General features: G+C 64.0%; 19 protein-coding genes. 8 read left to right on the top strand and 11 right to left on the bottom strand.

What is annotated here, in order from left to right:
- Nucleotides 1–528 precede the first annotated feature (528 nt).
- Complete coding sequence (locus tag HBF24_RS10720) at nt 529–885, top strand: PilZ domain-containing protein (RefSeq protein WP_167172698.1); 357 nt, start codon at nt 529–531, stop codon at nt 883–885.
- 61 nt (nt 886–946) lie between these two features.
- On the opposite strand, the gene HBF24_RS10715 is transcribed toward HBF24_RS10720, so the two are convergent.
- Nucleotides 947–2,629: an AMP-binding protein gene (locus tag HBF24_RS10715; RefSeq protein WP_167172697.1), complete on the bottom strand. Its 1,683-nt coding sequence runs from the start codon at nt 2,627–2,629 to the stop codon at nt 947–949.
- A 142-nt stretch (nt 2,630–2,771) separates the two neighbouring features.
- Here HBF24_RS10715 and HBF24_RS10710 point away from each other — a divergent pair, with 142 nt between their 5' ends.
- Both HBF24_RS10710 and HBF24_RS10705 read left to right on the top strand, forming a co-directional pair.
- The gene (locus HBF24_RS10710; RefSeq protein WP_167172696.1) at nt 2,772–3,191 is read left to right on the top strand and encodes a hypothetical protein; all 420 of its coding nucleotides are present in this window, start codon (nt 2,772–2,774) and stop codon (nt 3,189–3,191) included.
- Between the two features lie 127 nt (nt 3,192–3,318).
- Nucleotides 3,319–4,851: a peptidase S10 gene (locus HBF24_RS10705; protein WP_343162749.1), complete on the top strand. Its 1,533-nt coding sequence runs from the start codon at nt 3,319–3,321 to the stop codon at nt 4,849–4,851.
- Nucleotides 4,852–4,920: 69 nt separating this feature from the next.
- Here the strand turns inward: HBF24_RS10705 and glgX are convergent, their stop codons facing one another.
- From glgX to HBF24_RS10665, 8 genes are all read right to left on the bottom strand, one after another.
- On the bottom strand, nt 4,921–7,041 hold the full coding sequence (gene glgX / locus HBF24_RS10700) for a glycogen debranching protein GlgX (protein ID WP_167172695.1): 2,121 nt from the start codon (nt 7,039–7,041) through the stop codon (nt 4,921–4,923).
- 18 nt (nt 7,042–7,059) lie between these two features.
- On the bottom strand, nt 7,060–7,251 hold the full coding sequence (locus HBF24_RS10695; protein ID WP_167172694.1) for a DUF2934 domain-containing protein: 192 nt from the start codon (nt 7,249–7,251) through the stop codon (nt 7,060–7,062).
- Between the two features lie 15 nt (nt 7,252–7,266).
- A complete protein-coding gene (treY, locus tag HBF24_RS10690) occupies nt 7,267–9,855 on the bottom strand; it encodes a malto-oligosyltrehalose synthase (protein ID WP_167172693.1) in 2,589 nt (862 codons plus the stop codon).
- Nucleotides 9,852–11,768: a 4-alpha-glucanotransferase gene (locus tag HBF24_RS10685; RefSeq protein ID WP_167172692.1), complete on the bottom strand. Its 1,917-nt coding sequence runs from the start codon at nt 11,766–11,768 to the stop codon at nt 9,852–9,854. The genes treY and HBF24_RS10685 overlap by 4 nt, the downstream gene beginning before the upstream one ends.
- Nucleotides 11,765–13,540, bottom strand: a complete 1,776-nt coding sequence (gene treZ, locus HBF24_RS10680; protein ID WP_167172690.1) for a malto-oligosyltrehalose trehalohydrolase — start codon at nt 13,538–13,540, stop codon at nt 11,765–11,767. Before treZ ends, HBF24_RS10685 begins: the two co-directional genes overlap by 4 nt.
- Nucleotides 13,537–15,756 carry a 1,4-alpha-glucan branching protein GlgB gene (gene glgB / locus HBF24_RS10675; RefSeq protein ID WP_240922469.1) on the bottom strand — a complete coding sequence of 740 codons (2,220 nt, stop codon included), beginning with the start codon at nt 15,754–15,756 and terminating at the stop codon, nt 13,537–13,539. Before glgB ends, treZ begins: the two co-directional genes overlap by 4 nt.
- 11 nt (nt 15,757–15,767) lie before the next feature.
- Nucleotides 15,768–17,345, bottom strand: a complete 1,578-nt coding sequence (gene glgA, locus HBF24_RS10670; protein ID WP_240922443.1) for a glycogen synthase GlgA — start codon at nt 17,343–17,345, stop codon at nt 15,768–15,770.
- 315 nt (nt 17,346–17,660) lie between these two features.
- Nucleotides 17,661–17,879: a DUF2188 domain-containing protein gene (locus HBF24_RS10665; RefSeq protein ID WP_167172686.1), complete on the bottom strand. Its 219-nt coding sequence runs from the start codon at nt 17,877–17,879 to the stop codon at nt 17,661–17,663.
- Nucleotides 17,880–18,345: 466 nt separating this feature from the next.
- Here HBF24_RS10665 and HBF24_RS10660 point away from each other — a divergent pair, with 466 nt between their 5' ends.
- The 3 genes from HBF24_RS10660 (at nt 18,346) to HBF24_RS10650 (ending at nt 22,747) form a co-directional block, all read left to right on the top strand.
- Nucleotides 18,346–20,286, top strand: a complete 1,941-nt coding sequence (locus HBF24_RS10660; RefSeq protein WP_206064281.1) for a glycoside hydrolase family 76 protein — start codon at nt 18,346–18,348, stop codon at nt 20,284–20,286.
- Nucleotides 20,287–20,639: 353 nt separating this feature from the next.
- The gene (locus HBF24_RS10655) at nt 20,640–21,335 is read left to right on the top strand and encodes an MtnX-like HAD-IB family phosphatase (RefSeq protein WP_167172684.1); all 696 of its coding nucleotides are present in this window, start codon (nt 20,640–20,642) and stop codon (nt 21,333–21,335) included.
- Complete coding sequence (locus HBF24_RS10650) at nt 21,332–22,747, top strand: aminotransferase class III-fold pyridoxal phosphate-dependent enzyme (protein WP_167172682.1); 1,416 nt, start codon at nt 21,332–21,334, stop codon at nt 22,745–22,747. Before HBF24_RS10655 ends, HBF24_RS10650 begins: the two co-directional genes overlap by 4 nt.
- Before the next feature lie 90 nt (nt 22,748–22,837).
- Here HBF24_RS10650 and HBF24_RS10645 read toward each other — a convergent pair whose 3' ends face one another.
- Both HBF24_RS10645 and HBF24_RS10640 read right to left on the bottom strand, forming a co-directional pair.
- Entirely contained in the window at nt 22,838–24,097 is a 1,260-nt protein-coding gene (locus tag HBF24_RS10645) for a beta-ketoacyl-[acyl-carrier-protein] synthase family protein (protein ID WP_167172680.1), read from the bottom strand.
- Nucleotides 24,094–24,381, bottom strand: coding sequence for a phosphopantetheine-binding protein (locus HBF24_RS10640; protein WP_167172679.1), 288 nt, complete (start codon nt 24,379–24,381; stop codon nt 24,094–24,096). Before HBF24_RS10640 ends, HBF24_RS10645 begins: the two co-directional genes overlap by 4 nt.
- An 85-nt stretch (nt 24,382–24,466) precedes the next feature.
- On the opposite strand from HBF24_RS10640, the gene HBF24_RS10635 reads away from it, so the two are divergent.
- Both HBF24_RS10635 and HBF24_RS10630 read left to right on the top strand, forming a co-directional pair.
- On the top strand, nt 24,467–25,549 hold the full coding sequence (locus HBF24_RS10635; protein ID WP_240922441.1) for a GNAT family N-acetyltransferase: 1,083 nt from the start codon (nt 24,467–24,469) through the stop codon (nt 25,547–25,549).
- A complete protein-coding gene (locus tag HBF24_RS10630; protein ID WP_167172677.1) occupies nt 25,530–26,432 on the top strand; it encodes an arginase family protein in 903 nt (300 codons plus the stop codon). The genes HBF24_RS10635 and HBF24_RS10630 overlap by 20 nt, the downstream gene beginning before the upstream one ends.
- Nucleotides 26,433–26,439 lie beyond the last annotated feature (7 nt).

The raw sequence follows: 26,439 nt of genomic DNA, 5'->3' as shown, positions 1-26,439 counted from the left end.
GCCCCTCGGCCTTGCAGGATTGGTGCTGGCCGCCACGCGGCAACGGCCGCAGTTTGCGGCCCCAAAAGCTTGCTCAAGTTCCATGAAACCAACGCCATGCGTTGTTGCGTTGCGCCGTGAACGCGTGTCCCGGCATCGTCGGTCAAGGTGCTCTCCGCGACCGCGGCCCACGCAGCGGGGCAGTGCGGTACGGCAACGGCGACCGTGACGGGCACGGCCGGCCTTTTGGGGCCTGACTGATGCGGCGGGACGGAAGGCGCGTCGACTTCCTCGGTATGCGCCTGACCGGTTTCACCCGATGACTTAAAGTGCGGTCATAGCGGGGTAGGGCGGCGCATTCGATTTCCACCCGTGTGCGAAGAGTAAAGCCAGTCCCGCGCGAAGTCCAGCACCTGCATGATACGCCGGCGTGCGTGCAGTTGACACCAGGACTTGCAATGGCAGCGCGAGGCAGTGCACTGTCGGCCTGAAACCGCCCGGGCAACGTGGGCGGACTTGGCTAGCATGACCTCAGGGACCGTTCGTCGCATGAATCCAAGCCAGCGCCCGCATCCGGATGAGCCGGGCATCCGACACGCCCGCATGAAAGTCCACTCGACGGTGTTGATGAGCCGTGGGCTGGCATCATTTTCCACCGACCTTGAAGATATTTCGTCGACCGGCGTGCTGCTGCAGCGCCCGCCGGAATGGCAGGGAGAGCTGGGTCAGGTGTGGGTGCTGGACATGATGTTCGGTCATGATCTGCACATTCACCTGGAGGCGAGTGTAGCGCGGGTGACCGAGCGTTGGCTGGGGTTGGCCTATTCGCGCATCCCCGAGCACAAGCAGGCCGCGCTGTGGGAGTTGCTGGGCGGCTACGCCGATACGCTGGAAGCCTGGGAATAGTCCCAAGGCCTCTTGAGAAGTATGGGTAGCGGCGGCCGCAAAGCGCGCCGTGACCAGAGGCTCAGGCGCTTTGCTTGGCTTCGTTGCGCAGCTCGCGGCGCAGGATCTTGCCGACATTGCTCTTGGGCAATTCCTCTCGGAACTCAATGTACTTGGGCCGTTTGTAGCCGGTCAGCTCATCGTGGCAGAACTGCTTGAGGGTGGCCTCGGTGAGCGCGTCGTCCTTGCGTACCACGTACAGCTTCACCACTTCGCCGGAGTGTTCGTCCGGCACGCCGACGGCGGCGACCTCGGCTACGCCGGGGTGGGTGGCGACGATGTCCTCGACCTCGTTGGGATACACGTTGAAGCCCGAGACCAGGATCATGTCCTTCTTGCGATCGACGATATAGAAGTAACCCTTCTCGTCGCAGCGTGCCACATCGCCGGTATGCAGCCAGCCGTTGCCGTCGATGACCTTGGCCGTTTCCTCCGGGCGCTTCCAGTAGCCGGCCATCACTTGCGGGCCTTTCACGCACAGCTCGCCCACCTCGCCGGTAGGCAGAAGCTGGCCGTTTTCGCCCAGGATGGCTACATCCGTGGAAGGAATCGGCAGGCCGATCGAGCCGTTGTACTGGTCCAGGTCCAGCGGATTGATGCACACCGCCGGTGAGGTTTCGGTCAGGCCATAGGCCTCGGCAAGGGTGCAGCCGGTGGTCTTTTTCCAGCGCTCGGCCACCGACTTTTGCACGGCCATGCCACCGCCCAGGGTCAGGTGCAGGCGCGAAAAATCCAGCTGGTCAAACCCCTTGGTATTGAGCAGACCGTTGAACAGCGTGTTGACGCCGGTCAGCGCGGTGAACTTGACCTTGCCCAGCTCCTTGACGAAACCGGCCATGTCACGCGGGTTGGTGATCAGCCAGTTGAGCCCGCCAAGGCGCATGAAGACCAGCCCGTTCGCGGTCAGCGAGAAGATGTGATAGAGCGGCAGCGCGGTGATGATGACTTCTTCGCCGGGCGTGGTCTGTTTGCCCAGCCAGGCATCGGCCTGCAGCATGTTGGCGATCATGTTGCCGTGCGTGAGCATGGCGCCCTTGGCCACGCCCGTGGTACCACCGGTGTACTGCAGGAATGCGATGTCCTCGTGGCCCAGCTCGGCACGCTTGAAGCGGTGCTTGCCGCCGCGATCGAGCGCCTCGCGAAAACGCACCGCGCCGTCGATCTGATAGGGCGGCACCATCTTCTTGACGTGCTTGAGCACGAAGTTGATCAGGGCGCCCTTGGGGAAGCCCAGCATGTCGCCGATGCCGGTGGTGATCACATGCTTGACCGGGGTTTGGCCGACCACCTTGGCCAGCGTGGCGGCAAAGTTGTCCAGCACCACGATGGTGGCCGCATCGGCATCGACCAGCTGGTGCTTGAGCTCGCGACCGGTATACATCGGATTGGTATTGACCACGGTCAGCCCGGCTCGCAGCGCGCCGAACAGCGCGATGGGATACTGCAGCACGTTGGGCAGCATGATGGCGATGCGATCGCCCTTGCCGAGCCCCAGTTCACCGGTCAGGTAGCCGGCGAATTTCGCACTCAGCGTGTCGACTTGGTCGTAGCTGAGTGTGCGGCCGAAGTTGGTGAAGGCCGGTCGTTGACGGAAGCGCTCGAAGGCCTCCTCGACCACGGCGACCACGGAAGGGTAGAGGTTGATGTCGATTTCCGCGGGCACATCTTTTGGGTAATGCGCCAGCCACGGACGTTCGTTGCTCATGGACCGGTCGACTCCCTTTGCGTGGTGGTGACAAACGAACGTTTGCATTGGAGCATAGGCCCCCATGACCGGCAAGACGCAATGCAACGAAGCGGTCGGACCCGTATATGCGTGGCTGTTTGGCTGCGTAGGATCTGTGCGCATGGTGTGTCTGGCGTTGCTTTTGGCGCTGGGCGCCTGCCATCACGACAGCGACCAGGCGAAGGTGCGTGCTGCGATCGCCGATGCCGCCAGCGCCGCGCGCGACAACGACGCCGGCGCACTGGCGCAGGTGCTGTCGGACGATTTCGATGCCCGCCAGGGCGTGCTTGATCGGCGCCGTCTGTTGGCGCTGCTCCGACTCAATGCGTTTCATGGCGAGCACGTGGGAGTGGTGCTTGGCCCGATCGATGTGCAGGCGCGCGGCGAGCGCATGCTGGCCGACTTCACCGTCACCTTGAGCGACGGCGGGCGCTCGCGCTGGCTGCCTCAGCAGCTGGGCGTGTATCAGGTGCATAGCGCCTGGAAACGCGAACACGGCCGCTGGCGTTGTTTTGCCGCTTCGGCCCAACGCAAGCTCTAGGCGCACCTTTCAGCCAATAGCGTGCCGACAAGCGAATGGCACATGTGCCGCGCGCGTACTTGCGGCGTCATAAGGGCCTGCGCCGCACCACTGGGGGAGCGGCGCACGCATTGGGGAGAATCCATCCGTGAAACGTTCCGCATGGACGTATGTCCTTGCCGGCCTGATGGTTGTGGCCGCGCCGCTGCATGCCGCCAGTCATGCACACGCCGACAAGAAAGCCGAAGCCAAAGCCGCCACCAAGCCGATTCCAAAGGAAGATGCTGCCATCAGCCATGGCTCGGTGAGTGTGCATGGCCACGCGGTGCACTACACCGCCACAGCCGGCCACCTGCTGATCCGCAACGATGACGGTGACGCCACGGCCACCGTGTTCTATGTCGCCTACACCGCCGACGGCGCACGTGCCGGCACGCGGCCGGTCACGTTTTTGTACAACGGCGGCCCGGGCTCTTCGACCATCTGGCTGCACATGGGCTCGTTCGGACCGGTGCGCGTGAAAACACTCAACGCCAAGACCATTCCGGCACCGCCTTATACGCTGGAGCCGAACAAAAACACCTTGCTGGACAAGACCGACCTGGTGTTCATCGATGCCATCGGCACCGGTTTCAGCCACGCGGTGGGCAAGGCCAAGAACAAGGATTTCTGGGGTGTCGACCAGGATGTGGATGCGTTTGCACGCTTCATCCGCCGCTACATCACGGTGAACCAGCGTTGGAACTCGCCCAAGTATCTGATTGGCGAGTCCTACGGCACCACACGCTCGGCGGCGTTGTCGCTGCATCTGCAGAACATGGGCATTGCGCTCAACGGCATCACGCTGGTGTCCTCGATCCTCAATTACGGCATCGACATGCCCGGCTCGGACATGAGCTACCAGCTGTACCTGCCCAGCTTTGCGGCCATTGCCTGGTATCACGACAAGTTGCCGAACAAGCCCGCCGATCTTGCCGCCTTCGTGCAGAAGGTGTGCCACTTTGCCGACACCGAGTACGCCAATGCGCTGGCCGAGGGCGACAACCTGCCTGCCGCCGAGCGCGATGCCATCGCCCAGAAGCTGCACCAGTACACCGGGCTCTCGGTGAAGTATCTGAAGGAGACCGACCTTCGCATCAGCATCGGTCGCTTCCGCAAGCAGCTGTTGCGCGACCAAGCCATCACCATGGGCCGCTACGATGCGCGTTACGAGGGTGAGGATGCCGACTCGGCCGGTGAACGCCCGGATTACGATCCGTCCGATTCGGCGGTGAGCCCGGCTTTCATCGCCACTTTCAATCAGTACCTGGACCACACGCTGCACTACCAGCACGACAAGCCCTACAACGTGATGGCCAGCGCGATTCGTCACTGGGACTGGAAGCACAGTGCACCTGGCGGCCATGGCTGGAAGATGCCGATGCCGTATGTGGCCGGCGATCTGGCCCAGGCCATGCGTGAAAATCCGTCGCTGCATGTGTTTTCGGCCAATGGCTGGTTCGATCTGGCCACGCCGTTCCATGCCACCGAGTACGACCTCAATCACATGACGCTGCCGGCCAAGCTGCACAGCCAAGTGCATTTTGCGTATTACCCGTCCGGGCACATGATCTATCTGAACCCGAAGGCGCTGGGTGAACTCAGTGCCGATCTGGATACGTTCTACGACAGCACGCACTGAACGTTCCATGCGTCGATGGTATTGAGTTGATGCCAAAAAACGCCCGGCCATGGCGCCGGGCGTTTCGTGTCAGTGGGTGGGGTGGGCCGCCAGCAGTTGTAGCGAGTGGGCGATGAGGGTGTGCTGCGTGCCCCCTTCGATCAGGGCGTGGCGGCCATCGCCGGTGTCGGTGACCACGCGCCAGGCGCTGCGATCTTCCACATGCGGCAGCGCGAAGGCCTGCTCGTGATCGTGGGCATTGAGCAGCAGCAACAAGGTGGCGTCGGAGCCGGGACGGCAGATGCCGGTCGGCTGCGAGCGGCCATCGAGCAGCATCATCAGTGCCGAGCGCGAGTCATCGTGCCAATGCGCTTCGTCCATCTCCTGATTGTCCGGCGTCAGCCAGGTGACGTCCTTCAAGCCTTGCGCATCGTCGAAGCGACCGGTGAAAAAGCGCCCGCGATGCAGCAGCGGATAGCGCTGACGGATGGCAATCAGGTGCCTGACGAAGTCGGTCAGGTCCTTGTGCTGCGCCGCTTCATCCCAGTTGATCCAGGTGATCTCGTTGTCCTGGCAGTAGGCGTTGTTGTTGCCGTGCTGGGTGCGCGAGAACTCATCGCCGGCCAGCAGCATCGGCGTGCCCTGGCTGAACAACAGCGTGGCCAGCAGATTGCGTTGCTGACGTTTGCGCAGCGTCAGAATGTCGGCATCGTCGGTATCGCCTTCCACGCCGTGATTGGCGCTGAAGTTGTGGTCGTTGCCATCGCGGTTGTCCTCGCCGTTGGCCTGGTTGTGCTTTTGCTCGTAGCTGACCAGGTCGCGCAGGGTGAAGCCATCGTGTGCGGTGACGAAGTTCACCGAGGCATAGGGCCGCCTGCCGCGATGATCGAACAGGTCGGCCGAACCGGTCAGGCGCGTGGCCAGTTCCGGCAGTTGTCCGGCATCACCGCGCCAGAAGCGCCGCGCGCAGTCGCGAAAGCGGTCATTCCATTCGGCCCAGCCCGGGGGGAAACCGCCGACCTGATAGCCGCCCGGGCCGATGTCCCAGGGTTCGGCAATCAGCTTGAGCTGGCTCAGCACAGGGTCCTGCCGACAGGCATCCAGGAAGCCGCTGCCCTGATCGAAACCGTGGTCCTCGCGGCCCAGGATGGTGGCCAGATCAAAGCGAAAGCCATCCACGCGCATTTCGGTGGCCCAATAGCGCAAAGAGTCGTTGACCATGCGCAGCACGCTGGCGTGGGTCAGGTTGAGCGTGTTGCCGGTGCCGGTGTCGTTGATGTAACGGCGTCGATCGTCGGCCAGACGGTAGTAGCTGAGATTGTCGATGCCGCGCAGTGACAGCGTCGGGCCCAGTTCGTTGCCCTCGGCGGTGTGGTTGTAGACCACATCCAGAAACACCTCGATACCGGCCTCGTGCAGGCGCGCCACCATCTCCTTGAATTCGGCCACGGTGTGGCCGGCCAGATAGCGAGGATGCGGCGCGAAAAAGCCGATGGTGTTGTAGCCCCAGTAGTTTCTGAGGCCTTGTTCGAGCAGGTGCTGGTCCTCGATCAGCGCATGCACCGGCATCAGCTCGATCGCAGTTACGCCGAGGCTGCGCAGGTGCGCCAGTACGGGCTCTTCCATCAGGCCGGCAAAGCTGCCGCGAAGGGGCAACGGCACCTCCGGGTGCGCCATGGTGTAGCCGCGCACATGCGCTTCGTAGATCAGCGTATCGGCCCAGGCGCGGCGTGGTGCGCGCACATGGCCCCAGGTAAACGCCGGGTCGATAACCCGCGCCTTGGGCATGTATGGGGCGCTGTCACGCTCATCGAAGCTGAGGTCAGCATCGGCATGGCCGATGGTGTAGCCAAACAACGCGTCGTTCCATTGCAGCTCACCGACAATCTGCTTGGCGTAGGGGTCAAGCAGCAACTTGTTGGCATTGAAGCGATGCCCTTGCTCCGGTGCGTAGGGACCATGCACGCGGTAGCCGTAAATCTGGCCGGGCCGCGCATTGGGCAGGTAGCCGTGCCATATCTCGTTGGTGTATTCGGGCAGGTCGATGCGTTCGAACTCGGTGCCATCCAGGTCGAACAGGCACAGCTCCACGCGCGTGGCGTGTGCCGAGAACAGGGCGAAATTGACACCCAGTCCGTCCCAGGTGGCGCCGAGCGGAAAGGGCAGTCCCTCGCGGATGCGCGAACGGTGCTTCAAATGCGTGGCGGGCATGTCGGTTCCTGGCGTGGGTCAGCGGCGCTTGCGGCGTCGGGGCGGGGCGGGGGCGTGTTGTTCGGCGTAGACGCGATCTTCGGCATCGACCAGGCGCTCGGCCATCGACCAGTGGCGCGCTTCCTGGCCGTCTGGGCAGCCCTCGCTTTCCCAGATGTGATGGGCCAGCTCGCGAATGCGGGCCTCACGTGGCGCAACTGTCGTGTTCATGCAGGCAGGTCTCGTTCAAGAGCAGGGAGGCGCCGGTTCGCGAAGCAGCACGCCAATCGGTCCGTGGTCGAACAGCTCGGATGCTTCTAACTGGCCATTTTCGAGCCTGAGTGAGCGCCCGCTCAGCACGTGGCGATAGTGGCCTTCGGGAATCGCAAGACGGGTCTCCTGCCAGGCGCCTTCGGCGAAGCTCAGGGCGTGATCCACGCCAAGCGTGAATGGACCGCGCGGCAGTACGCAGATCAACAGGCCGAGGCGGTGCTCACGGGCAAAGGCGAGCAGCGGCGCCGGGCCACGTGGTTGCAGCGGAACATAGCGAGCGTCCATGAACAGCTCCGGTTGCATACGGCGAAGCTCGAGCAGTCGGGCGATCAGCCGATGGCGCACCCGCCCATCCGGCCATTGCGCCAGAAGCTCGGCCCACGATGCGGTGTCCTGAAGCCAGTGTTGTTCACGGGCATGATCGGGGGCACGGCGGTTATCCGGATCAACCAGGCTGTCATCCCAGCCGGTCACGCCCTGGTAAATATCGGGTACGCCCGGTGTGCACAGGGCCAGGGCGAGCTGGGCAAGACCATTCACGGCTCCGGCGGGAGCCAGGCGCGTGACGGCGGCATCCAGTCCCTCGCGCACGGTATGTCCCTCTGGCGCTTGCAGCAGGTGGCGGATGAAGTGCTCGACGGCGTGCTCGTAGTCGTTATCCGGCGTCATCCAGCTACTGTGGCGCGCCGCCTCGCGCAGTGCTTTGCGTTGCCAGGCCAGGATGCGCTCGACGTAGTCGGCCGGCAGTGCCGCGCCGGGGCGCTCACGCACGCGCGGCCAGGTGCCAAACAGCGTCTGATAAAGCATCAGCGCCTCGGCCGTATCCGGCGCCGAGCCCAGGCGCCAAGACTGGCTGAGCGCCTGCCAGCGTCGGGTCTGCTCGATCCACCACGGCGCACATTCACTGAGCACTGCCAGACGCGCGCGCACGTCTGCGCCGCGTTTGTGATCGTGCGTGGAAAGCGCCAGTAGGCTGCGTGGATGGGTCACCGCGCGCCGCGTGGCCGCGGCATGAAAATCAGCAGCGCTGCACACCGGTTGCTGCGGCTGGCTGCCCACCTCGTTGAGCGCCAGCGTCGCGCCGTGGCGATAGAACAAGCGGTCCTCCACGGCCTTGGCGTTGAGTGGTGCGGCCAGTTGTTCGAAACGCTGGCGTGCATGGCGTCGTCGCGTGCGTGCCGCCGTGCTGTCTTCGCCGTGATCGCCGAGCACAGCCCATAGGGCGTCCATGGCATGGATGAGCAGGGGACCGGCGTCGGCGCGTGCCTGATCGAAGGCCGGTGCCAGATGCTGACGATCGGGGTCCGACAGGCCATCGGGTGTGGCGTAGCTGCGGTACACGCGAAGGTGGCCGAGCACGACACCCAGCGCGCGTTGCCAGGCATGTTCGGAAAGCTCGGCCTGTGCGGCCTCGTGGCGACTCACCGCGTGCAGTGCACGTACCGCGCGCTGCCATTCGGCGTACAGACTGGTCTCCAGAATCTGCCGGCGCGCGCGGCGCTCTTCCTGCTCGATGCCAGCCATGCCGGTGCGGTGCGTCCAGTCACGCTGCAACTGCTGCTGGCCGCGACGCATATGCAGTAGGGCGCAGGTCTCGGCCATGAAGTCGTAGCCGGTGCTGCCTTCAACCGGCCAGGCCTCGGGCAGCGTTTCGTGGTTGGCCAGGATCTTTTCCACCCACAGTCGGGCCGGACCGGGGCGCCCGGAGGCTTTGCGCGCGATATCCATGCGCCGACGCAGGCGATCCAGATAGGCGGCTGGATTGGTCAGCCCGTCGATGTGATCAATGCGCAGGCCGTCCACCCAGCCACGCTCGATCAACGCCAGCGGCAGGGCGTGCATAGCGTCGAACACTTCGCGACGCTCCACGCGCACGGCCACAAGCGAGGTGATGTCGAAAAATCGCCGGATGTTGATCTGGTCGTGACCAGCGCGCCACCAAAGCAAGTGATAGGCCTGCCGTTCGTGCAGCTCATGCAGGGCCTGTGGGCTCTGGTTGACCTTGCTGGCCCACTCCGCATCGATGGCATGCGTGCAGCGTTGCCGCGGTAGGTAGAGGGGAAAACGCTGCTGGTGATGGCAGAACCAGGCGTTGTCGCCCTCCACCATGACGGTGAGTACGCCTTGTTGTAGCGCCTGTGCGTACGGGCGGTCGAGCACCGGCCATTGCAACCGGCCCTGCGCGCCCGGCGCTTTCCAGTCGATATCGAAGTAGCCCGCGTAGGGGCTCTCGGTGCCATGGCGAAGCACGTCCTGCCACCATGGATTGTCCGCGTGCGCGGCCAGGTGGTTGGGCACGATATCCAGCAGCAACCCCATGTCGTGCGCATGCAGGGCATGCACGAGACGCTTCAGGGCGGCCTCGCCACCCAGTTCCGGACTGATGCGTGTGGGGTCGACGCCGTCATAGCCATGCGTGGAACCGGGCACGGCTGCGGTCAGCGGGGATGTGTAGAGGTGGCTGATACCCAGGCGGGCCAGGCGCGGCACCTGCGCGGCAGCATCATCGAGCGTGAAGCCGGCGTGGCACTGCAGGCGGGCGGTGGCGCGCCAGTCGGTCATGGCCGCTGTCTCGGACGCTGGCGCGCGACCGCCTGCAGATGGGCATCGATGGTCGCCTCGGGCAGCGGCTCGCTCTGCCGGCGTTGCCAGTTGGGATGGGCGTCAATGGTGCCGGGAAGATTGGGTTGCTCGATCTCGCCCAGCGCGTCCTCCAGTGGCAACAGCATCAATGGCGCGGGGCTTTTGGCGACCCAGGCAAAGGTAGCGGCGGGTGACTGGCCGCGGCCATCGCGGCGCCCGCTGACCTGGTGCGCCAGGTCGGTAACATCTCTCGTGCGCGCCTTCAATTGGGCGGCCGCTGAATCTGCATTCACCTGACCCAGGCGCCGCCGCCACTGCACATCGCGTCCGATACGCCAGCCGGCAAAGCTCGGCAGGTCGTGAGTGGTGGTGGTCGCTATCGCTTGGCTTCGCCACTGCCGGCTGGGCAGGAAGCGTCCGACGCCATCGCGCGCGAACATCATTACGTCAGTGCCAAGCACGCCGCTGCGCGCCAGCTTGGCACGCAGTTCAGGCGGTACGGTGCCAAGGTCCTCGCCGATCACTGCGCAACGGTGCCGCCACGATTCCAGCTTGAGCAGACGCAGCAGGTCGGTCAGCGGATAGCAAAGATAAGCGCCCTCGCGAGGATCGGCATCGGCTGGGATCAACCAAAGCCGCATCAGGCCGAGAATGTGGTCGATACGAATCGCGCCGCAGTGGCGCATGCCGGCGCGCAGCAGTTCCAGAAATGGCCGGTAGCCATGACGGCGCAACGCCAGCGGGTGGTAGCCAGTAATCGACCAGTCCTGCCCCATGGCGTTGAATGCATCCGGCGGCGCGCCCAGGGTCAGGCCATGCAACAAGGTGGCTGGATGCGCGGCAGCCTCGGCACCGTCGGCACGAAAACCCACCGCCAGGTCGGCGATCAGGCCTATGCGCAAGCCGCGCCGCTGGGCATGTTCGGCCACATGCTGCCAGCTACGCGAGGCCATCCACTGCGCGAACACCTGCCGTTCGGCCGCCTCGGCACCGAGATCGTGGCGTGCCATGAACGCCGCAAAGCCGACCAGGTCCGCACCACCTTCACGGCGAAATTCGGCCAGGTCCACCCGCAGTTCGGTATCCAGCAGGTGTCGGCGCTGAAACAGCTGATCGATCACCTGCCATTTGCGTGCCTCGGCCGCGCGCCAGTCCACGAGTGAGTCATCGGACACCCCGGGCAGGTTTTCAGCGTCGACCAACTCGGTGAAGGCCCGTTCGCCGACCACCAGCGCCGGTGCGGCGTGCAACACATTGTAGAATCGCCGGTCGCTGGGCGAGTAAGGGCTGATGCCGCCGGTTACTGGTTCCATGGCGTGTATCGGGCTTAATGCCAGCGCGTCGCCATCGTACGCGGCGAGTGTTTCGATCCAGGGCAGGGTGCCGGCGGCATCGCCGACGCCGTCGTCGGGGTGGCCACGCAAGGCATATACCTGCGCGGTCAGGCCCCATACGTGGGGATCGTCCTCGCCGGTGCGATCGGCGATACCGAAGGCCTGTGCCGGCGCCGCTGCCACGGTGCGAAGCTGGTCACCGGTGCTGATCTGATAATACCCGGGCTGGGAAATAGCCGGCAGTCGGCCATGGCTATCCAGGCGCCCTTCGCTGATCTGGCCGTGCTCATTCTCGATGCGATATGGCGCCCCGGGCGAGCCCACATCGACGGCCCGCTCCAGCTCCGTGGTCAGCAACGGTGGCCCCTGGGCGAGGTCGCGCTGCAGACGCTCCAGGCCATGCAGACAGTCCGCCTCGTTGCGTGCCGGGTAACCCAGCGCTTCCAGCACCTGTACTTGAGTAATCGAGGACAGCTTGTGCCGACGCCCGTCGGCGTCGGTCCAGTCGTTGAGCAAGCCAACCGCTTCGGCCAGGGCGTCACGGGCGACCAGGCTCATGCGGCCGCCTCCAGAGGCCACCACGCCAGCAGGCTGCCTGGCGGCAGCTTGCCCTTGAGCAGTGCATCACTGTCAGTGTTGAGTGCGTAAAGAATCTCCGCCACCGGCGTTCGATGCGGTGCGGGAAGCGTGGCCGCCGTGTCGCCGGCGTTGAAGGCGATAGCCAGCTCACGCCCGTCGCCCAGTCGCCAGCTGGCGTGCAAGGCCTGGTCCGAGAGTACGTTTGCCTGCAGTCCCCGCGCGCCGTTCAGGGCGGCGGTGTACTGCTGGCGGCATTGCAGCAGGCCCTGGAAGAACGCCAGCCAATGGGTACCACGCTGGCCGTCGGCTTCTTCTATCGGTGCCCGTGATTTCAGGAACGTGAGTCTGTCGTTGGGATCGGGTATCAGTGCGCGCCTCTGGGGGTCGGCAAACCCCGGAAAGTCGGTAAATTCGCGACGCCGGCCATCGCGCACCTGTTGGTCCAGTGGCGGCGCAAAGTCGGTGAAGAACAGAAACGGCTGTTCGTGACCCCACGGCTCGCCCATGAAGAACAGCGGAATCATCGGACACAGCGCGGTCAGGGCCATGGCCAGGCGCGTGTGCGCCGCGCCTACAAGGCTGATCAGGCGCTCGCCCAGCGCGCGGTTGCCAACCTGGTCGTGGTTCTGGGCAAAGTGGATGAATGCACTGCTGGGCAGGTAGGCGCTGGGTTCGCCACGACGGCGATCACGCGCGTCGACTTCGCCCTGGTAGGCGAAGCCTTCCTTCAGCACGCGCGCCAGATGGCGTGCAGGGTTATCGGCAAAGTTGGCGTAATAGCCGTAGGTTTCGCCGGTCAGCATCACGTGCAGCGCATTGTGGAAATCGTCGTTCCACTGCGCGACATAATCTGCGTCGAGCCAGTGCGATTCGTTGTTTTCGTTCTCCAGCATCAGGTGCACGTGCCGGTCTTCGGTGACGTGCAGGCGCACCTCGCGACTCAGTTGCTGCAGGAATCGTCGCGGCTCCAGCGCATGCACGGCGTCCAGACGCAACCCGTCGAAGCGATAGTCCAGCAGCCAGCTGAGGGCATGATCGGCGAAATAGCGCTGCACCATGGGTTGATCGAAATCGATGGCGGGGCCCCAGGGTGTATGCCGGTCGTCTCGGAAGAACGCGGCGGCATAGCCGGGCAGGGCGTTGCCATCTGGGCCAAAGTGGTTGTAGACCACATCGGCAAAGACCATCAGGCCAAACCCGTGGGCGGCATCGATCAACGCCTTGAGGCGATCCGGGTGGCCCAGCGCGGCATGTGGTGCGTACGGCAGTACGCCGTCATAGCCCCAGTTGCGTTCGCCTGGAACGCTGGCCAGCGGCATCAGTTCGATGGCGGTGATGCCCCACCGTGCCAGCTGCGGTAGTTGTGCGATGACACCGTCGTAACCGCCGCAGGTACCCACGTGCAGTTCGTAGATCACCGCCTCGTGCCAGGGCCGCCCTTGCCAGTTGGCGTGTTGCCAGCGATAGCTGCGCTCATCGAGCAGTGCGCTGGGTCCGTGCACACCCTCGGGCTGCCAGCGCGAGGCCGGATCGGGCACGGTGTATCGGCCATCGATGCGAAAGCGATAGCGCTGGCCGGTGCCGGCCTCGGCGCGGCAGTGAAACAGGCTGTCCGCATCACGGGACATGGTCTGGGCCGGCGCGTTGTCCAGCAGCAACTCCACACGCTGGGCCGACGGTGCCCACAATCGGAACAGCGTGTGGGTGTCGTCGAGACGTCGCGGGCCGAGCCTCGGCACGAAGGCGCTCATGCGGCGCGCACCGGTTGCAGCCATAGCGTGGCCAGTGGTGGCAGTGTCAGTTCCAGTGCGCAGGTCAGGCCATGGCTGGGAGCCTCCAGCGCCCGAACGCTGCCACCGTTGCCCATGTTGCTGCCGCCGTAGTGGGCGCTGTCGGTATTCAGGCACTCACGCCAGGCGCCGCCTTCCGGTACCCCGACACGATAGGCATGACGCGGCACAGGCGTGAAGTTGGTGATGCACAGCAGGGGCGCCCCGCCACGCGGATCCTGGCGCAGGAAGGCGAATACGCTGTTGGCAGCATCGTCATTGATGCTCCAGCGAAAGCCGGCGGCATCCTGGTCGGCCCGGTACAGTGCGGGTGTGACCCGCAGGGTATGGTTGAGATCGCCGACCAGACGTTGCAGCCCGGCGTGCAGGGGGTGCAGCAGAAGTGGCCAGTCGAGCTGGCCATCGTGGTCCCATTCGCGGTACTGGCCAAACTCGCCGCCCATGAACAGCAGTTTGCGTCCCGGATGGGCCCACATGAAGCCCAGGTAGGCGCGCAGGTTGGCCGCCTGTTGCCAGGCGTCGCCAGGCATCTTGCCCAGCAGCGAGCCTTTGCCGTGCACCACTTCATCGTGTGACAGCGGCAGCACAAAGCGCTCGGAGAACGCGTAGACCAGCCCGAAGCTCATCTCGCTGTGGTGATGGCAGCGGTGCGCCGGGTCGCGACGCATGTAGCTGAGCGTGTCGTGCATCCAGCCCATGTTCCACTTGTGGCTGAAGCCCAGGCCGCCGCGCGATGGCGGCCGCGTGACGCCAGGCCAGGCGGTCGATTCCTCGGCCATGCGCAGCACACCGGGATGTTTTTGCGCCAGGGTGCGGTTGAACGTGCGGATGAAGGCCAGCGCTTCCAGATTCTCGCGCCCGCCGTGAACATTGGGAATCCATTCGCCATCGGGTCGGCTGTAGTCGCGGTAGAGCATCGAGGCGACCGCATCCACGCGCAGTCCGTCGATGTGAAAGCGTTCGATCCATTCCAGCGCATTGCCGATCAGATAGGCCGCCACTTCAGGCCGGCCATAGTTGTAGATCAGCGTGTTCCAGTCGCGGTGCATGCCCTCGCGCGGGTCGGCGTGTTCATAAAGTTCGTAGCCGTCAAAGCACGCCAGACCATGTTCATCGCTGGGAAAATGCGCGCTCACCCAGTCAACGATGACGCCGATCCCGGCCTGGTGACAGGCATCGACAAAGCGCATCAATGCCTGCGCCGAACCCAGCCGGGCAGTCGGCGCGTAGAGCCCCAACGGCTGATAACCCCACGAGCCGCCGAAAGGATGTTCACTGACTGGAAGCAATTCGATATGGGTGAACCCCAGCTGGCAGACGTAGGGAATCAACTGCTCGCGCAGACCGTCCCAGTCCAGGATCTTGCCGTGCGCATCGTGGCGCCAGGACGGCGCGTGTACTTCGTAGATGCTGATCGGCTGCGAAGGTCGCGCCGGCCGTGCCTGCCGGGCCATCCATGCCTCGTCTTGCCAGTCATAATGGTCGATGTCAGTGACGATGGAAGCGGTGGCCGGCGGTGCTTCGCAGCGTCGTGCCATGGGGTCGGCCTTCAGTGGAAGATCTTGTCCATCCGGTCCGATCAGCTCGTACTTGTAGCGGTCGCCGACCTTGGCGCATGGCAGGAACAGCTCCCACACGCCGCCATTGTGGCGTCTTCGCATCGGATGAAGGCGGCCATCCCAGCCGTTGAAATCACCCACCACCGACACCCGGCGTGCGTGCGGTGCCCACACCGCGAAACGCACCCCCTCGATGCCACTGAGGGTCATGACCCGGGCACCCAGTTGTCGGCGCCAGATGGCACCATCGCCAGCGGCCATGGCCGTGAGATCGGATTCTTTCAGCAACAGACCGAAGGCATACGGGTCGGCTTGTTCGTCGACACCGTGTGGGCCTTCCATGCAGACTCGATAGGCACGCCGGGTACCCTCTGGCCAGGGGGCACGAAACAGTCCGGCCGCGGCGAAGGGAGTCGCCTGACGCGCCAGCGTCCGGTCCGCTGCATCGACAAGCCAAACGCGCCGTGCGTGCGGCGCCAGCACGGTGACCTGGCAGTGTCCATTGGCATCTTCATGCGGGCCGAGCAGGGCGAATGGGTCGCCGTGTTCTCCTCGCACCAGTGCACGCCAGGCCGGATCGTCGGCGCAAGGACCTGGCTCCCCACAGCCCAAGTACATCGCCGCTTCACTCATGCGATGGCCTTGTGGTCGGTGTTTGCCGGATGCGGTGTGGGCGCGGGGTGGCTGAGGGCGTCGTACAGGCCAAGGTACTGCTCGCAGGCCGCATCCCAACCCATCGGTATCAGCATCGCCGCACGACGCATCGCATAAAGCAGCGGTGTGCAGCGATACACGCGGAAGGCGCGCTCGATGCATGCCCGTAGACCATCTGCGCTGGCCCGCGGGAAAAGGAAGCCGGTGACACCGTCGTCGATGGTATCGATCAGGCCGCCGGTGGCGTGCGCCAGTGGCAGCGAGCCAAAGCGCTGGGCATACATTTGGCTGAGGCCGCACGGCTCGAAGCGCGAGGGCATCAACAGGAAGTCCGAACCGGCAAACATGCGTCGTGCCAGCGACTCGCGAAAACCGACATGCGTGGCCACATGACCAGGATAGCGCTGCCCCAGTTCGCCGACTGCCTGTTCCACCGAGGCCTCGCCGCTACCGATGACGCACAGCTGGCCGCCGGCGGCGACAATCTGTGGCGCCACCTCGCAGACCAGGTCCAGCCCTTTTTGCTGCACCAGTCGCGAAACCACGGCAAACAGGGGACCGCGGCTGCGGTGCAGGCCGAAATGGCGCTGCAGGAAATGCTTGTTGGCCTGCTTGCCGCGCCACTGGTCAATGCCAAAGTGGCAATGCAGGTGTCGGTCCTTGCGCGGGTCCCAGCTGACGTCGATGCCGTTGACGATGCCGCTGAGGTGACCCTGGTCGGCTCGCCGCAGCAGCAGGCTGTCCAAGCCACAGCCCAAAGGCGGCAGCGTGATTTGCTCGGCGTAGTGCCGGCTCACTGTATTGATGCGCGAGGCGTAGTGAATACCCGCCTGCAGGAACGAGAGCTGGCCGTAGAAATCCATGCTGGCATGGGCTTCGCGCGGTATGCCCAGCGCATCACCCTGCGTGTGCTCGAACAGGCCTTGATAGGCCAGGTTGTGAATCGTCAGCAGACACGGCGTTTTCAGTCCCCGCCAGCGCAGATAGCCGGCACTGAGTGCACACGGCCAGTCATTGAGATGCAGCAATTGGGGCTGCCAGTCCAGGCCGGCCGCACCCGCTGCCACTTCCGCCGCCGCGTGCGAAAGGGTGGCAAAGCGCAGTGTGTTGTCGGCCCAGGCTTCGCCGTCGCGAGCAACATAGGGGGAGCCGTCACGCTCGTAGAGTGCCGGACAACGCAGTATGTAGATAGCCAATCCATCGTCGCTGCGCGCCAGCAGCAGATCGCAGGCCGGCAGTTGCGCCAGCGGTGCAATGCGCCCCACGAGCCGGGCCTGCCGGCAGCTGGCCAGCACCTGGCGATAGCCGGGAATCAGTACGCGGACATCCTGCGAACGCGCCAAAGCGCGGGGCAGTGCCGCCGAGACATCACCCAGTCCACCGGCCTTGACGAAATCGGCCATTTCGGTGGTGACAAAAAGTATCCGGCGCTTGATCGCCTGCGACTGGGTTCTGTGGGCCTTGGCCAGATGGGTGAGCGCGCGCGTGCGCCGCACCAGTTCCGTCGAAGGCATGTAACGCTGGCCGGCAGGCGGCCTGAGTGAGGAAGTCATCAACGCACCATCCATTTGTCTGGATCGTGCGCGTCGCATGCGTTTTCGTTGAACCGGACTGGCTCATTCCACGTAAGTACACAGAATGAATCATTCAGGAAATGAAAGACATACCGCCGCGCTACGTGCCTTTGACTCTAGGCCGCGAAACATCAACTTTTCGTGGCGCTTTTGCGTAGCGTACGTGAAAGCGGCGTGTCGTCATTGACACGATTCACGCAGCGGTCTGCGGCGATTCAGGCTCTGGCTACTACCGGCATGGCATTGGCCGATACGGTAAGAGAAATGCGTACGATGTACGCCCTGTCGCTGGTGTCAGCGCCAGCTGATTTCATCCCAGGCGCCGTGCTCATCTTGCACGTGCACGCGCATGGGATCGTCCATGCGTGAAGCCAGGTCACGCGCACGTTCCTTGGCCGCCAGAATCGCTTCGTCGCGTGTGCCATGCGTACTGATGACCACGCGGCTGCGCCTGACCACCCAGTGTCCACCGGCGACATAAGGGACGAACAGTTGCGAAGGATCAGGTGTCATGAAGCGGCGCTCGAGCAGGGAGCGCCATGTTACACGTAAATTCGGCGCGAGGAGGGGGCGGATCGATATTTTTGGAACGTGCATATTTGATATCGGTACCGGCAGGCGTCCGCCAATCGGAATAATCGCAAGATATCGCGCGTGGCAAGGCACCAAGTCGCTTGCAAACGGCCTGACGTACAGGCCTGCGGGGGCGTTTGATCGTGGTCCGTTGGTCGAAACATGAGGGCGTGTGGCAGCGACTGGTTCTCAAAAAGGTAATGGCATGACTGCCATACTTAAGCGGAATGCATTGGCGTTCGGTTGATTGAGGTATCGTTACCTCAATCACTGCGGCGCTTCTGCATCGCCGGGTGGCAGCGCCGCAGCGCCGCAGTGGTGCACGCGAGCCGGCAGGCGGGGGAAAACGCAAAACGCAGCCTCTTCCCCATGTTTGGGTATCGCTACAAGAGGAGAACTTCCGATCATGAAGACACTGATCAGGTTCACGGTGCAAAAATGGGCCGCCATCACGCACCGCGTGACACCGCTGGTGACGGCCGGACTCATCACCACGCTGTTGGCACTGTCCACGGCTTCCGCCCATGGGCATCGCCATCACCGAAGTCCCCGCGCCGATGGCGCCACCGCCGTGGCCCGAGCTCGTGTCGCCGCCGATGTGCTGATGCAGTCCTACGATCCGGACAAGGCCTGGTTCCCATCCAGCTGGTGGAATTCGGCCGTGGCGTTGCAGACCATTGGCGATTACATGCAGCGTACCGGTGACCGGCGTTATCTCCCCGAGCTGGATAACACCTTCGAGAAGGACAAAGGCACGTTTCCCGCCGGTCAGCTGTCGGGGGACCCGTTGCTGGGTAATTTCACCAGCCGGGCTATCGACGATTCGGAATGGTGGGGCCTGACCTGGGTTGAGGCCTACGACCTGACCGGAAAGAAGAAATATCTGGACATGGCTGAAACCATCGCCAACTACGTCGATGGCTACTGGGACACCAGCACCTGCGGTGGCGGTGTGTGGTGGAACGCCGAGCGCACCTACAAGAATGCCGTCACCAACGGTCTTTGGATTCGCCTGACCGCGGAGTTGCACAACCGCATCCCGGGCGACCAGGTGTGGCTCGGTCGCGCGCAGACGGCGTGGGCCTGGTTCACCGGTAGCGGCATGATCAACAGCAAGGGGCTGGTCAACGATGGTCTCACCAACCAGTGCACCAACAACGGGCAGATGGTGTGGAGCTACAACCAGGGGTTGGCCATCGGTGCCGGTCTGGCTTTGTGGCGCGCCACGCACGACCCGAAGATCATGGCCACGGTGCATCGCCTCGCTGACGCCGCCATGGGGGCCGATGGCCTGGTCGCCAATGGCATCCTGACCGAAAGCTGCGATGCCAGCGATCGCACCTGCGATGACAACGGCAAGCAGTTCAAGGGCATCTTCATGCGTTACTGGACCGATCTGGTCGACACCACGCATGACCGGCGCTATGCCGCGTTCCTGCAAAAACAGGCGCAAAGCATCTGGAACCATGATCGCGATGCGGCCAACCGACTGGGCACGCGCTGGTCCGGCGCCAGCAATGACGATCATCCCAATGTCTTCGACTGGCGTACCCAGGCCAGTGCACTCAGTGCGCTGATTGGTGCCGTGCCGCAGTTCACACCTCGACAGTCGCTGGCCGCCACCTTGTCGCCTGCCCAGCCTGTGGTGATTCCCGCTGCATCCGGTGCGTCGGTCATTCCGATGACGCTCACGGCTTCGGCGACCGGCTATTTTCCGTTGAATGTACTGGCTTCAGCGCAGGCGCCGACCACCTGGAACGTCACGCCGAATGCAGCGCAGGTTCGCCTGCGGCCACACGGCCTGGCCCATCCCGTGGATGGCAGCAAGGCGTTGTCACTGACGGTACCCAGTGCCGCCGCTGACGGACACCACATGGTCAGCGTCGACGTGAAGGCGGCGGGCCTGGATTTCACCGCTCAGGCTGACGTGCTGATCGCACACGACGTCGAGTTTGATACCGGTACCGCCGCGGAACGCCCCTGGCTGTGGGATGCCGATGGTTCGCAGAGCAATGGCGTGCAGAACCGGTTTGCCGATGGCGGCTCGCATTTCACCTATCGCTTCCCATTCCCAGCCGATACCACCGCGGCTCAGGTCACCCTGACCATTGACGCCGAATATCTGGTGCAGGTCAGCTCTGACGGCCAGCACTGGACCACGCTTCGTGAGGAAAGCCAGCGCGTGACCGACGGCTCCAACAAGACCGATATGACCCTCGACCTGACACCCTATCTTCAGGCCGATGGCAGCGGTGCCAAGCCGGTCTATGTGAAGGTATCCGACGCCTTCCCGGATGACGGTTGGGGTGGTCGTGTCTATCACGTAAGCGCGAATTTCGTGGAATAAGCACTCGTCGAATGTCCGCCCTCCCTGAGCGGGGAGGGCGGACGCAAGCGTCGCAGCAGGCATGGTGTGTTTGCAGACCGAGGCGCTTGCCGTTTCTTTGCACGCCCTTGCGGTCAGGCCGGGCGTTTCTAAGGGTGTGTGCGTTTTACCGCGCGAGAACGATGCATCCAGCCCAGGCGCCACTGACCGCGGGGATCGGAGGGTTGCGCCCGGACGCGCACGGTGTGTCACGGCGGGCTCGGCCGTGCCACCAATGCGAAACACGGCTCGCGCACCGCTCCGACAGTGAAAGGGAAGAGAAAGAGTGCCCTCTTTAGGCTGGCATCTATTCCCAGCCTAGAGTGGAGTGCGCAGTGCCTGCCTGGACGGTTCTGTGTGATTTTGACGGCACCATCGCCGTCGACGATGTCACCGATGTTTTGCTGAGCCGGTTTGCTCGGCCCGAGTGGGAGCAGATCGAGCGTGATTGGCGCGCCGGTCGCATTGGCTCGCGTGAGTGCATGACGGCCCAGGTAGCGCTGATCGACGCCTCACGCGACGAGCTGGATGCGGTGCTCGACACGCTGGCCATCGATCCGGCATTTCCGGCCTTTGTTGCCGATGCGCGCGCGCGCGGTATGGCGGTGCAGGTGGTCAGCGACGGCCTGGATTACGCCATTACGCGGATACTGACGCGCCATGGCTTGAGTGACTTGCCGATACGCGCCAATGCGCTTGTGCACGATGGCGCCCGGAGCTGGTCAATGCGCTCGCCCTTTGCCCGCGCCTCCTGCGCCGCCGACAGCGGTACCTGCAAATGCAGCATTGCCCGTGAGCGCAGCACCACGCTGCTGGTAGGTGATGGACAGTCCGATTTCTGCGTAGCGGGACGAGCGCATTACGTGTTCGCCAAGCACCGCCTGATCACCCACTGCCGCCAGGCAGGCATACCGCACCGGCCTATCGAGGGTTTTCGCGAGGCGCGCGCGTTGCTCGCCGACCTTCCCTGGCTGGCCGGTACGGCCGCTGCTCCTTCTGAACCCCTTCCCCTGCGAGTCCATGTTGCATGAATAACGCCGCTCTCCAGGCCGTGCCAACGGCCCCCGCCGATGCCGACGAATCCGCACTGCTGGCCGATGAGGCCCGCTATTGCTCCTTCGGTGATACCGTCCACTACACCGATCCGCCGAAGCTGTTCGACCGCTGTGAAGGCAGTTACATGTTCGACTCGGCCGGGCTGCCGTATCTGGACCTGCAGATGTGGTACTCGGCGGTCAACTTCGGTTACGCCAACCCGCGTCTCAACGAGGCCCTGAAGCGCCAGATCGATCACCTGCCGCAGGTGGCCAGCCAGTACCTGCATCGCGAGAAGATCGAGCTGGCCAAGACCATCGCCGTCGATGCCGAGCGCAAGTTCGGTCTGCCGGGCCGGGTGCATTTCAACGTCGGCGGTGCGCAGGCGGTCGAGGATTCGCTGAAGATCGTACGCAACTACACCGGCGGCAAGAGCCTGATGTTCGCTTTCGAGGGTGGCTATCACGGCCGCACCCTGGGCGCCTCGGCGATCACCTCCAGCTACCGCTATCGCCGCCGCTACGGCCACTTCGGCGAGCGCGCGATGTTCCTGCCATACCCGTACCCGTTCCGTCGCCCCAAGGGCATGGACAAGGAAGAGTACGGTGAGCACCTGGTGGCCGAGTTTGCGCGCCTTTTCGAGACCGAATACCACGGCGTGTGGGACCCGAAGGTCGGCGAATGCGAGTACGCGGCGTTCTACATTGAGCCGCTGCAGGGCACCGGCGGCTACATCGTGCCGCCGATGAACTACTTCAAGGGCTTGAAGAAGGTGCTGGACCAGTACGGCATCCTGCTGGTCACCGACGAGATCCAGATGGGCTTCTACCGCACCGGCAAGCTGTGGTCGATCGAGCACTTCGGCGTCACCCCGGACATGATCGTGTTCGGCAAGGCGCTGACCAACGGCCTGAATCCGCTGTCGGGCCTGTGGGCGCGCGAAGAGCTGATCAATCCCGAAGTGTTCCCGCCCGGTTCCACGCATTCGACCTTCAACGCCAACCCGCTGGGTACCGCGGTCGGCCTGGAGGCGATGAAGATGATGCACGAGACCGATTACGAGGCCATGGTCATGGCCAAGGGCGCGCACTTCCTGGAGGGCCTGAAGGACCTGGCCAAGCGGCACAAGGAGATCGGCGACGTCGACGGCCTGGGTCTGGCCCTGCGCTGCGAGATCTGCACCGAGGACGGCTTCACGCCGAACAAGGCGCTGGTCGACCGCATGGTCGACATCGGCCTGGCCGGCGAGTTGGAGCACAACGGCAAGAAGATCGGCCTGGTGCTGGATATCGGCGGCTACTACAAGAACGTGATCACGCTGGCGCCCTCGCTGCACATCAGCACCGAGGAGATCGACCTGGGCATCGCGCTGCTGGACCAGCTGCTGACGCGTGCCAAGCGCGGCTGATACGTCGTCGGATCGATGGCATTTGCGTTGCAACAAAGCGGACCGCCCCGACGCATGCGCCGGGGCGGTCCTTTTTCCGGCTGGGATTATTCAGTGTGCAAATCGGCGCAACGCCAATACGGCGTTGAGACCTCCGAAGGCAAACGAATTGGACAACACCGCATCCACTCGTTGTTGGCGAGCGGTGTTGGGGACGTAGTCCAGATCGCAGGCCGGGTCGGCATCAATAAAGTTGCAGGTGGGCGGGATCACCTCTTCACGCAACGCGCCGATGGCGGCGACCAGCTCCAGTGCACCGGCGGCGCCCAAGGCGTGTCCATGGACACCCTTGGTCGAGGATACGGCGAGCCGGTCGGCATGATGTTGGAATACCTGGCGGATGGCCTGGCTCTCGACCGGGTCGTTGGCGGGTGTTGCGGTGCCGTGGGCGTTGATATAGCCCACTTCATCCGCACGCAGACCGGCGTCGTCCAGGGCCGCCTGCATGGCGCGCGCCGCGCCGTCGCCGGTCGGCGAGACGATGTCGCCGGCATCGGCGCTCATGCCCACGCCGGCGATCTCGGCCAGGATGGTTGCTCCGCGAGCCTGGGCGTGCTGCAGCGTCTCCAGCACGAAGATACCAGCGCCTTCGCCCAGTACCATGCCGGTTCGCTGCCGGCAGAACGGCCGGCAGGTATCGTCGGCCACCACCCGCATGGCCTCCCATGCGCGGATGGCCGGAAGGCTGAAGCACGATTCGGTACCACCGGCGATCGCCACATCGGCAAGACCGCTGCGCAACATCGCCACAGCCTGGGCTATGGCATGGTTGGAGGACGCACAGGCACTGGTCACCCCGAAGGCCGGACCCATCAGGCCCATTTCCATGCTGATCTGGCTGGCTGGCGCGTTGGGCATAAGCCGCACGATCGACAGCGGGTGTACGCGTGGCGCCTGATCCTGATAGACGCGACGGGTTTGTTCATCGCGCGACATCTCGCCGCCGACGCCGGTGCCGATCACGGTGCAGGTGCGAAGTGCCGTGTCACCGCTGAAGTCGACTCCGGACTCGGCAACGGCCTCACGCGCAGCCACCAGTGCCATCTGCGAGACACGGTCCAGCATGGTGAGGATGCGGCTGACAAAGTAGACCGAAGCATCAAAGTGCAGTGCTTGTGCGGCCACCTTCATGCGCAGCGGTTGGGCCGGCTGCTCCATGTGCAGTGGTCGGATACCGCTTCGACCTTCAACCATCGCTTGCCACAAGGCGCGCTGGCCAGTGCCCAGCGCGCTGACGGCACCCCGGCCGGTGATGACCACGCGTCGCTCGGCGGGACCCGGCCCCCGGGTGGAACCTGCGGGCTGGTTCAAGATGACCTCCGCTCGGCTTCGGCCTCGGTTTCCGCCGCTGCCTTTAGCGCAATGGCATCCTGCACCGCGTCGATCAGGCCCTGCGTCGAGCCGGTGTCGAAGTCCGGGTTGTTGTCGGGGAGGGTGATATCGAAGTGCTCTTCGATATCGAAAATGATCTCGATCGCCTCCAGTGATGCGATGCCCAGGTCAGTGAGCGTGGAATCGGGCGTAATGGTGCTTGCTTCGATTTTTCCGTGCTCGGCGATGATCTGGAAAATTTGCTGCTGGACAGATGCGTTCATGTGGACGTCTTCCGGAAATGCGGGAACCGGTCCGGGCAGGCCTCTGTGGCGTGCCGGACCTGGCTGACACACTAGGAATCAAACCTTGCATACGCCTTTCATTGGCCAGCTTGAGCCGCCGTCCCTGGTACGGCACTGGCAGTGCCATCCGCCCGAGGGCTTTATCGTGGCCAGTTCGCCGCATGATGTGCCCGGCTTCCTAACCCGTTTCGACATGCTGACCACCGCCGAACACGGCGTTCGCGACAAGGTGCAGTCCTTGCCGGGGTACCGGTGGTGGCGACGCTGGCTGTCCCCACGGACGCGCTTTTTCGGCTCCACCGTGACCGAATACACCTGGCTGCCACGGACCCCGGAGCCGGAGCGCCTGGCGGCGGATCTGGCCCGCGAGCACGGGCGAGAATGTCCTTTGTTGATCATCAAGGATATTCCGCAGGCCTCGCCGCTGCTTGACCAGGCCGACAACGCACGTGTCGAACGCTTCGTCGCCGCGTGCCGGGCCAACGGTTTCGTCGCGCTGGAAGGGCAGGCGCTGGCATGGGTACCGATCGACTTCGAGGACGAGGACGATTACCTGTCGCGGCTGTCTCGTGGAGCCCGCCGCGACATACGACGCAAGCTGCGCACGCGTGCCGTGCTCCAGGTTCGCGCACTGCCCACGGGTGATCCTTCGTGGACGCCGGCGCTTTTGCAGCGGTGCGTGGAGCTTTACGAGAACGTCTATGCGCAGAGTGAGGTCCATTTCGATCACCTGAGCGCAGCCTTCCTGCGTGCGTTGCTGACCGAGGCTGGAGGCGACGGAATGGTATTCATCTATATGCACGACAGCGAGGTGATTGGTTGGAACCTTTGTTACGTGCATGAACAGGACTTGGTGGACAAGTATGTCGGGTTTGACTACCCGAAGGCGCGCGAGTTGAACCTCTATGCCGTCAGCTGGATGCATAACCTGGCATGGGCGCGCCAGCGTGGGTTGAAGCGCTACATCGCTGGCTGGACCGACCCTGAGGTCAAGACACACTTGGGCGCGCGCATCACCTTCACCCGGCACCTGGTGCGCCCGCGCCATGTCCTGCTTCGCCAGGCACTGCGTCGGCTGGCACCTTATTTCGAAAGCGATCGCCGCTGGTACGAGGAGCAGCAAGCCCATGCAACCGATCGTTCTTGACGTGGATGACTCGGTCGGTGCGATCAGGCACCGGCTGGTGGTGCCATTGCAGCACTGGGGGCAGCACCTGCGCTTTGCCTGCAGTCGCAGGATGCTGGGTCGTTTTGGCGGCGTCCTGGACAAGACCATGCCCACCGATCACGGCCTCGTGTTCATGGGCAGTGGCGACTTCCACCACCTGAGCCTGCCATTGATCGAACGGGCCAGTGCGCGTCATGGAGCGCTGGACGTGGTGGTCTTTGACAATCATCCGGACAACATGCGCTTTCCCTTTGGTGTGCACTGCGGTTCCTGGGTGTCGCGGGTCGCCAACCTGCCTGGTGTGCGACACGTGCATGTGGTCGGGATTACCTCGAGCGACATTGCGCTGGCGCACGCCTGGGAAAACCGACTGGCGCCGCTGTATCGCCGCCAGCTGACCTACTGGTCGGTGGGCGTGGATGTGCGCTGGGCGCGCGCCGGCCGTCTGCAGCATGCATTCCGGAATTTCGCCGGCACAGCGGACATGCTGCGGGCGCTTCAGGATCATCTGGCCACGCATGCCCAATCGGTGCCGATCTATCTGTCCATCGACAAGGACGTGCTGTGCGCCGAAGATGCGCGGACCAACTGGGATCAGGGGGTAATGCGCGCCGACGAACTGCTGGCCGCCATTGCGGGCATGCATGGGCGGATCGTTTCCGCCGACATCACCGGCGAGGTGTCCACCGCGCACTATCATCAGTGGTGGAAGCGTGCCATGGCTTCACTTGACCATCAGCCCGAGGTGCCCGCGTCGGAACTCGAGCGCTGGCGCCACCAGCATCACGCGCTCAATCAGCGGTTGCTGGATGCCATTCACGGAGCCTGGCAAACACGCCCGGCAGACAGTGGCACCGGGTAAGTGATGT

The organism is Oleiagrimonas sp. C23AA (genome assembly GCF_011759385.1).
Classification (GTDB): Bacteria; Pseudomonadota; Gammaproteobacteria; order Xanthomonadales; family Rhodanobacteraceae; genus Oleiagrimonas.
The sequence above is the reverse complement of the archived record's forward strand: the minus strand, read 5'-3'. Positions and strand labels throughout refer to the sequence as shown.